Source organism: Bacillus sp. JJ864 (assembly GCF_036963045.1).
Taxonomy (GTDB): domain Bacteria; phylum Bacillota; class Bacilli; order Bacillales; family Bacillaceae_G; genus Bacillus_A; species Bacillus_A pseudomycoides_C.
In genome coordinates this window covers 1-9876 of record NZ_JBALLY010000103.1, presented here as the reverse complement: position 1 = coordinate 9876, position 9876 = coordinate 1, and the positions used below count along the sequence as shown (strand labels likewise).

The following is a 9876-nucleotide window of genomic DNA, read 5'->3' as shown; positions in this document are numbered from 1 at the left end:
AAAAAATGCTTTTCTATCGTTTTTTTATAGAGTGACTGAGTAGTTACCAAAAATTTATCGTTTTCCGACAGAAGACTCCTTCCTCTAAAATGTGAAGGTGTGAAACACCAATTTTAGCTGGGAGATGAATGTCGGTAGGTGTAAGCCTACGTTTTTTTGTATACTGTAGATATCCTATGAAAAAGTGAGGTGCATGTATAATGACCCCTTATAACGCAAATATCCTGATTCTCAAAAAATGAGATTCAGGATATTTTTTATATAGAGAAGACTCTCTCCACAGACTGAGACTGTCTAAAAAAATTAGACAGTCCACTTTTTCAAGAAAATCAGTTGTTTCTAAAGAGGTGCAATTACAAACTTTTCCCAATCTATCACTGTTACCTTGTTTGCTATTAACTCGCCACCACCACCATTTACAGCAGAAACATACTCCCTATTACTTTTTTTGCTTTTATGGTAATTTATTCAATATCTTCAGTTAAAACCCTTTAATATTATTGAACTCTTATATTTGAACAATTCGTTATATTCATTTCTAATTTTTTCTCAAATAATAAGTCATTGGAATTATACTTATTAATTCCAATGACTTATTTACATTACTACGTTACTTAGTAAACTCATGAAACATAATGATTAACTACGTTTTTGCTTCTTATTTGATGAAGACACTTGAATGGAACCTGTTTCACGCGTAGTCGTCCCTTGACCTTCAACTTGTGAAGATTCAAGACCTGCTCTAGACGGATCCTGTTTAATTTTTCGCCCCACTTTGCTCACCTCCAACGTTACTTTTTGCTTGGATGCGTGAAACTATGCAAAACAAGGTAAAAGACCCCCTTGCCTTTTCGCCTTGTAGTTGATCATTTCAAGTAGTAGATTAAAACATCCCCATAAACTGGACATTTTTTCAAAAAATCGACACCCTTAAGACAGAACAATAAAAACTATCTCTAAAGTCCCTTTTAAATAACAAAACTCACAAAGAAAATACATTTCCCTGTGAGTTTTGTTATGTTGTATACTTTCTTCTTGAGACAAGCGGTTCTTTTCCACGTGTTTCAAGAAGTTATGAAATATAGCTAAAATTCCCATTGCATGAGGATACAAATATACCACATCAGCGATTATTCGCGTTGGAAAAGGTGAATCAGATTGCTTGAAATCCTCTAAATTTGACCTGAAACATCCTGTAACTGTCGGACACTGATGAATAAAGTAATCTAAATACGAACGTGACTTTTCGCAGATAATAACGTATTCATTTCATTTTCTCCTTTCAATTCATTTACATGTTAAGTTTATTCTTTAATGTACAAAGAAGCATGAGTAAAAAACGCAATCTTCTATTATAAAACGAATAAAAGCAATTAAATTCTTACTCATAAAAAAGAGGTTGCCCACAAGCCAGTTACACTGACTTATAGGACAACCCTTTTTCATCTCAAACCTATTTAAATCAACGACTTCGTCTCGCGCAATACTTCAATAAAATACTCCCAGTTATTCACTACAGAAGGAATGTTCACATGCTCATCTGGTGTATGAACATGAAACATATCTGGTCCAAGAGAAATTGCATCTAATCCTGGGATTTTTTCCATAAATACACCGCACTCAATTCCGGCATGAACCGCAAAAATCTCTACATCTGTTCCATATTTTTCTTTATGCACCTTTTCAAATAAGCTGCGAATTGAGGAGTTTGGATTGTATGGCCATTCTGGATACTCAGATTCTTTCTCAAACTGCGCTCCTACTACTTCTGCAATATGCTTAATTTCATTTACAATATGCTGTTTTAAGCTTTTCACAGAACTTCTTACTTCGTTTCTTAATTTAATTTCATTATGTAACGTTTCAACTACCCCTAAGTTTGTAGAGCTTTCCACTAGTCCTTTTATTTCCATACTCATGCTTTGAATACCGTTAGGAATTAAGAATAATGAAGAAATAAGTTGTTTTTGTGTTTCTTTTGCAAATACATTTTCAATTGTTTCTTCTGATTTTGTAAGAGAAACATACACATCCGGGTCTACAGCGCGTAGTTCTTCTTGTAAAATGCTTGTCCACTCTTTCACTTTCTCTTCTACTTTTTGTACATCATTTTCAGAAAGGAAAAGCGTTGCTTCACTTTCACGCGGGATTGCATTTGTTTTTAATCCGCCATGAACGTCACTCATAAAAAATGCAATTTCATTGGATAAATCATAAAGGACTCTACCTAAAATTTTATTGGCATTTCCTCTTTCTTTATCAATTTCCATGCCGGAATGTCCACCTTTTAATCCGCCAACAAAAAGACGATATGGTAATACGCTAGCTGGCGTTTCTTCCCAAACAATAGAAATTGTTTCAACTGCTTTCGCACCGCCTGCACTACTTACTAACAATTTATGATCTTCTTCAGAGTCAATGTTAATAAAGATTTTACCACTAAAATGACTCGGATCAACTGCAAAAGCGCCGCCCATCGTTGTCTCTTCTTCTGTCGTAATTACAACTTCAAGAGCAGGATGTGGAATATCAGTTGCGTCTAATAAAGATAATGCATAGGCAACCGCAATCCCATTATCCGCACCTAACGTTGTCTGATTTGCATACAGCATATCCTCCACAATTCGTAATTGAATTGGATCTTTCTCAAAATCATGAACAGTTGCTTTGTTCTTTTCACATACCATATCCATATGCCCTTGAATAATAATCGTTGGTACATTCTCATATCCAGCTGTTGCTGGCTTCTTAATAATGACGTTCCATGCATCGTCTTGTAAAACTTCTAATTTACGCTCTCGTGCAAATGTTACTAAATAATCGCTTATTTCTTTCTCATTTCCCGATCCTCTTGGAATCTTTGAAATTTCTGCAAAATGATGAAATACAGGGTGCTTAACCAATTCCGCTAAACTTGTATACATCTACTTCCCCTCTTTTCCAATATATAAAATGAAGTTTTGTTTTTACCTACACCTTATTACTTTGTAACAAGGTGTAGGTTTATATAAGTATTGTATCATTTTTAAATGAGATTTGACCCGTTTATACTTCTTACAAATTTCGTAATTTCGTCCATTAAGACTTATAATTTATTTACTGCTGCATTGCATATAAAATGAAAAAGCTTTTATGGCCGTTTTATCCTTTATTAGATAAAAATATTACCTCGCTAAAAATTCCATATACGTCATAATGAACATAAAATATTATTGATTTTCATTTTTAAATTTCACAACCGGATATTTTTCTTTATGAAGAGCTGTAAGAAATTTTTTATCCACATCAAGTGTTTCAAGAACTAACTGCTGAGGTGTAAGTGCCAACCACTGATTTAATGAAATATCAGCATAATGATCACTTTTAAATATCTCAAGAAAATATAGCGGCTCATCACCGATATTTTCCACATAATGTCCCATTGCAAATGGAACATAGCCAACGTCACCAGCTTGATAATTAAATGTACGTGCATGACCTCCAGCAGCAAATACCGTCATTTTTGCTTTACCTGAGATGTAACATTGCCATTCGTCAGTATTTGGGTGCCAATGTAACTCACGTATTGCACCCGGTAACACTTCAACTAAAGCTGCTGCAATCGTTTTAGATATTTTAAAATTAGAAGAATCAGCAATCCATACCCTGCCTCCACTTGATTCAATTGGTGTTTGATTCAATAATTCGTATTTAAAAGGATTAGGAACGGTTCCGTATGGACTTTCTACTCGATCATCATCAATTGCACCTGGAACATCTTCTTGAAACATATACTTCTCTTTTTTAGGTGAATTTTTTAATAATTCCTTTGAAACTCCAAAATTTTTCTCAAGTACATCTGGAGGAGTATGTGCTAACCAATCTGTAACTTGAAAAGTACTATTTTCTGAGAATTGGCCATCATCGAATACTAATAAGAATTCCGCACCATCTTTTAACCCTTGAATAGAATGGGGAAACCCAGCCGGGAAATACCACAATTCATTTTTTTGTACATCTGCAATGAAGTTACGGCCTTTTTCGTCGATAGATGTAATGCGTGCTCCGCCATAAATCATATACGCCCATTCCGCTTCTTTATGCCAATGCAACTCTCTAATTGCTCCCGGTTTTAAACGTATATTAACAGCAGCAATCGAGCGTGAAATAGGCAGTTCACGAACGGTCACTTCACGAGCATAACCACCATGTTCTAGTCGATTATGTGTAGCAGAAAATGAAAATTTCATATTCCCAACCGTACCGCTGTCTGTATCTGGTGAGGCCAACATATCAGGATTTTGACGATCAAGTTCAAGGTTACGTGGGATTTTAACAGTAGCTCCTTTATCTTCTCTAATTGGTTGTGGAATTTTTTGTTCGTCATTCTTCACTTAAATTCCCCCTTTATTACGAAACCCCACCCTTTTTCTCCTTCTGGTTCTGAAATGGAGTTTCAACTGCTCTTTTTCAATCGATTTTTAGCACAAGTGAATTAAACATAATTCTTTTCCATCACCAAAAGTCTTAGGAACTTCTTTTTCCAATATACTATAAGAAACACACACAATATAACTCATCTAGAAAATCCAAAATAGATGTGCCTTATGGCACATCTATCCATTTTTTATATTAGAGTTGTATATGCTTCGGAATTTCTCCTTCTGGCACTTCTCCATCCATGCTCAAATAATAATGTCGAATCGGTTTTAAGTTATCATCTAATTCGTATACAAGCGGAATACTTGTAGGAATATTTAATGTAACAACGCCATCATCAGATAAGTGATCTAAATATTTTACAAGCGAACGGATTGTATTCCCATGCGATGAAATAATAACTTTCTCGCCCTTTTGTAATACTGGCGCAATTTCTTCATGCCAATACGTCAGAACTCGTTTTTCTGTATCTTCTAAACACTCGGTAAGAGGAAATTCTCCTTCTTTTAAATGTTTATATCTAGGGTCTGAAATTTCATAACGCGGATCGTCTTTCGTAAGTGCTGGCGGTCTGACATTTGTACTTCTGCGCCATATATGTACTTGTTCTTCTCCGTATTTCTTCGTCGTTTCATCTTTATTTAAGCCTTGTAGTGCACCGTAATGTCGTTCATTTAAATGCCATGATTTATAGACTGGTACCCAGGAAAGATCCATTTCATGAAGAATGATCCATAACGTTCGAATTGCTCGTTTTAATACAGAAGTGTATGCTACGTCAAACGTATAGCCATTTTCCTTTAAAATTTGTCCCGCTTCTCTTGCTTCTTGTAATCCATTTTTAGACATATCAACATCGGTCCATCCAGTAAACCGATTTTCCACATTCCATACACTTTGACCGTGACGAAGAAGCACAAGCTTAATCATAACAATATCTCCTCCAAGCATTAAAATGTTTACATCTATCATGTGCTACTCTTATATTGTTCTTAGTTTCAATTTAGATAATTCAGTATCAGAAAGATCGCGATGTTTGTAATCCATTAATTGAACCTCGCCTCCACCTTTTACTCGAAATGTCATCGTCTCTTCTCCATACGGTGGATTATGAGCTCCTTTAAATGTAATAACTTGAACAGTAACATAAAATTCAAAATTCACCTTATCTTTCTCAATAGTTAATATCTTTTCGCTTCCTCTGTACCATAACCTACCTTCACCATAATAATTTTTTACAGCATCACCAATATACTCTACAAGTCGTTCAATAAGAACTTCCTTTAGCAGTTCTTTTGGTACAGGTATTCTATTTATAACCTTCTTGTCTTCTCTCAAAATCGTCCAATTCTCATGTACCTTCTTTATATGATAAAGAACATTCACACCGTTTTGTTTTACAATATGAACATACCCCAAATTCCCTTTTACATACACTCGCGGTTCCAATACCCATTGTTGTTCTCTCCGTAAAATTTCAAAAAATATTTTTGTTAAGGAAGTAACTTTTCCCTCATTAATAAGTTCGACAAAATCGTCTAGAACATGCAAACGCGATCCGCTTATATTCACATCAAAATAATCTTGTACTTTGTTCTTTTCTTCACAGTGTACGAAGCTAGTTAAAGAAAACATAAATAAAGTGAAAACAATGATTGCAACAAACTTCTTCATCAAATCACCTCGCCTGTTAGTATGTCCTAATTTTTTACGCACATAAAAAAACATGAGTCCTCTATTTAAAGGGTACTCATGTTCAATAATTACTATATTTTTAACTTATCTTCCGCGCTTTTTCTGTCCCGGCTTTGCGCTGCGCTTCTTTTTACTTGGTTGATCAAAACGAGATTTCTCTGTTTTTGGTCCTTCTTTTCTATCACGACGCCCAGATTGACCAAACTGCTTCTTCTCTTTAAATTGTTTCTTTTCTTTTGGCTTTTGCGATTTTTGTTCTTTTTTCTCAGGTTCTTGCTTGTTAGGTTGCTCGATGACTTGTCGTTGTAATGATGCATTAATCCCTTTTTCAATTTGTTGCAAATACATTTTATCCTTCGGTGCAACTAATGTAACGGCAAGCCCACTTCCGCCAGCACGACCTGTTCGACCAATGCGGTGAATATAACTTTCGACATCTTCTGGGATGTCATAGTTAAATACATGCGTAACACCTTCTACATCAAGTCCTCTTGCTGCTACGTCTGTTGCAATTAAATATTGGCTTTCAGCATCTCGAAAACGTTTCATAACACGCTCGCGTTTTGCTTGTGATAAATCACCATGAAGTTCATCACAGTTATAACCGTATCCTTTTAGCGCTTCATACAGTGTTGTAGCTCTACGTTTCGTACGGCAGAAAATAACTGCTAAAAACGGTTGATCTTGTTCCATAAGTTGACGAAGCGTATCTTGTTTTGCCCTATCTGTCGTTTCAACGACGCGCTGTGTAATATTATTTACTGTAACCTCTGCACTTTGAATTTTTATAATTTCAGGTTTTCTCATATAACGCTTTGCAAGCGATTGAATTTGCTTTGCCATCGTCGCAGAAAACAACATCGTTTGTCTCTCTGCAGGTGTTTGTTCAATAATTTCTTCTACCTCTGGTAAAAAACCAAAATGCAGCATTTGATCCGCTTCATCTAAAACAAGCATAGATACATGCGATAATTCAATTGTCCCGCGGCGTAAATGGTCTAATAATCGGCCAGGTGTCGCCACAACAATATGGGTATTTCCTTGTAATTTCTTCATTTGTTGTGAAACATCTTGTCCGCCATAAACTGCAAGCACATGAATATCCTTTACATGCACAGTCATTTTTTCAATTTCGCTTGTGATTTGCAATGCTAATTCTCGTGTTGGCGCTACAATTAACGCCTGGACATGACTAGACTGCGGATTTATTTTTTCTAATATCGGCAAAATAAATGCTAATGTTTTTCCTGTTCCTGTTTTTGCTTGTCCAATAATATCTTTTCCTGCTAGAACTACTGGGATTGCTTTTTCTTGAATCGGCGTCGATTCGGCAATTCCATTTTCTCTTAATGTATCATTTAACGTAGTGCTAATTCCTAATTCTAAAAAACTTTTCAAATCGATCACTTCTTTTCACTATTTTTCATATCAAATATTGATTGTACCATTTATTTTGCTAAATATGAAAAAGAAGATTACACTTATTCTATTTTTCATATATAAAATAACCCCTCACTTCAAAACGTACTATCATTTAAGTGAAGGGTTACTAACATTTGAATTATTTTTTTCTCATTTCTTTTTGTATTTTTCTTAATGCTTTTTTAGAGCCTCGTTCTATATCGTATTGCAGCTTTCTCTCTTTATAACCTACAAACAAAGTATTTAAATCATAGCCTTCTGGATACAACTCTGCTGCTTTCAGTTCCAAAATAACGCGCTTACAATTTACTTCAATAAACTCTTCTTTGTATAGTACTACAATATTATTGAAACTATCTTTTTTCTTGTATACAATACCAGAATCATTGTGATCTAATAATGTTACCTTGTCTCCAATCTCATACTCATAAGTTTCTTTCGTTTTCACCGCATTCACTTCAGGCTTCTTTATTTTATTTTCTTTTACAAGCTCTAAGTTATAATCTTTATTTTCCATATAACACTGTGCTCGCTCCAAAACACGTTCCCGTAAATTCATCTTTCTAGAGATCCAAAGTGCGTTACTATCTCCAGATTCCCCAATCATTAATTGATACATCGGCTCTAATGTTTCATTATTAAATTGCATAGCCGCATTCATGAAGTCACTGTGAATTTCTGAGAATCGTTTAATTTCACCATAATGAGTCGTCGCAACTGTGATACAACCCATTTGATAAAACTCTTCTAAAATGGCAATCGCAAGTGCAGCACCTTCATTCGGTTCTGTACCACTACCAATTTCATCAAATAACAACAACGTATTATTGTTAGATATTCTCATAATTTCTGAAATATTTTTCATATGTGAAGAAAAAGTACTTAAAGCATTTTCAATACTTTGATTATCACCAATATCTACAAAAATAGAATCAAAAAGGGCAATCTCAGTCTCTTCATCACCATGAATATGAAACCCTGACATTGTTGCTAAAGTTAATAATCCAATTGTTTTCAAAGCAATTGTCTTTCCTCCAGCATTTGGTCCCGTAATGACTAAACTACGATATTCTTTTCCAATCTCAAAATGTAATGGAACAATCTCACCATGTAAAAGAGGATGTTTACATTCAACGAGTTTTATATATCCATGACTATTTAATTTTGGTGCGATACCATCTATACTCTTACTAAATTTAGCTTTCGCGAAAATCATATCATATTGACTGATAAGCTCAATATTAATGTTTATATCACTAACATTCTCAAAAATCATTCCTGATAAAGTCGCTAATATTTGATACTCCTCAATCGCCTCTTCCGCTTTTAAACTCGCTAACTCCCCGCTTAATTTTGAAATAACAGCTGGTTCCATAAATACTGTTGAACCTTTAGAAGACATCTCTACAATTGTTCCTGCAACTTGATTTTTATAAGAAGCCTTAATAGGAACCGTATATCGATCATCTTTTTTACTAATAAAGAATTCTTGAATATACTCTTTATTTGCACTACTTTTTAAAAATTTATTTAAACGATCTCCAATTTTTTCTTCTGTTGTTTCGATATGATTTCGAATTCGCTTTAACTCCTTACTCGCAGCAGAATCAACTCGATTCCCTTTAATCGAAAAATGAATCTCTTCCTCAATATTTTTGAACTCTGACATCGAGTATGCGTAAGAACTTAAAACAGGTGCAAAAAATTCTTTACTTAACATAAATCCCTTAATTTTTCTACATCCTCTTAAAAAATCTGATACGCTCACTAATTCGGCTGGTTCCAAAATCATCCCTTTTTCAAGCTTTCCAATTATGTTTTCTATATTAGAGATCCCAATTAATGGAACGTGACTTTCTGTATTTAATATTGCTTTTGCTTCAGTTGTTTCATTTAAACGATTCTTGACTACTTTTATATTCGAACTTGGCTGCAGTTTATCTAATAATTGTTTTCCTAATCCACTTACACAATATGATTTCACAATTTCCTTTAATTCGTTATACTGCAATTTTTCAAAAGTCATTGTATTCATTTTTTGTTCTCCTCACTATGATTTACTAATTGAATCATGTATGAAGATACCTAATAATAAGATTTCAATGAGTTTATATAAAAGAAAACTTCTCTCAGAGAAGATCGGTTCCCATCCATACGGAATAACCCTTCCTATCCAAAAGTCGTGAAAAAAAAACAAAAAAGCTGCGGGGATACCACAGCTTTACATACATTTACAAGACAAGTGTAGAAACAAATATTTATTATTAAACAAACCTTCTCAAAATAAAGGTCTAGGTCTTTAATAACAAATACCGCTACATGCTTTATAAAGTATTGTAG

The 9876-nt window shown here is 34.4% G+C and carries 7 protein-coding genes; all 7 read right to left on the bottom strand.

Translation table 11 applies throughout. From position 1 onward, the window contains the following. Positions 1 to 639 precede the first annotated feature (639 nt). Positions 640 to 774, bottom strand: coding sequence for a YuzL family protein (locus V7024_RS16280; RefSeq protein ID WP_335521789.1), 135 nt, complete (start codon positions 772 to 774; stop codon positions 640 to 642). Positions 775 to 1457: 683 nt separating this feature from the next. Then, positions 1458 to 2924, bottom strand: a complete 1467-nt coding sequence (locus V7024_RS16275) for an aminoacyl-histidine dipeptidase (protein WP_335521787.1) — start codon at positions 2922 to 2924, stop codon at positions 1458 to 1460. A 285-nt stretch (positions 2925 to 3209) separates the two neighbouring features. Then, the gene (locus V7024_RS16270; protein ID WP_335521785.1) at positions 3210 to 4373 is read right to left on the bottom strand and encodes an oxalate decarboxylase family bicupin; all 1164 of its coding nucleotides are present in this window, start codon (positions 4371 to 4373) and stop codon (positions 3210 to 3212) included. Between the two features lie 238 nt (positions 4374 to 4611). After that, positions 4612 to 5349, bottom strand: coding sequence for a 2,3-diphosphoglycerate-dependent phosphoglycerate mutase (gpmA, locus tag V7024_RS16265; RefSeq protein WP_335521783.1), 738 nt, complete (start codon positions 5347 to 5349; stop codon positions 4612 to 4614). A 51-nt stretch (positions 5350 to 5400) separates the two neighbouring features. After that, positions 5401 to 6093, bottom strand: a complete 693-nt coding sequence (locus V7024_RS16260) for a DUF3888 domain-containing protein (RefSeq protein ID WP_335521781.1) — start codon at positions 6091 to 6093, stop codon at positions 5401 to 5403. A gap of 105 nt (positions 6094 to 6198) precedes the next feature. Then, positions 6199 to 7521, bottom strand: coding sequence for a DEAD/DEAH box helicase (locus V7024_RS16255; protein WP_335521779.1), 1323 nt, complete (start codon positions 7519 to 7521; stop codon positions 6199 to 6201). 154 nt (positions 7522 to 7675) lie between these two features. Then, complete coding sequence (locus tag V7024_RS16250; protein WP_335521777.1) at positions 7676 to 9571, bottom strand: endonuclease MutS2; 1896 nt, start codon at positions 9569 to 9571, stop codon at positions 7676 to 7678. Positions 9572 to 9876 lie beyond the last annotated feature (305 nt).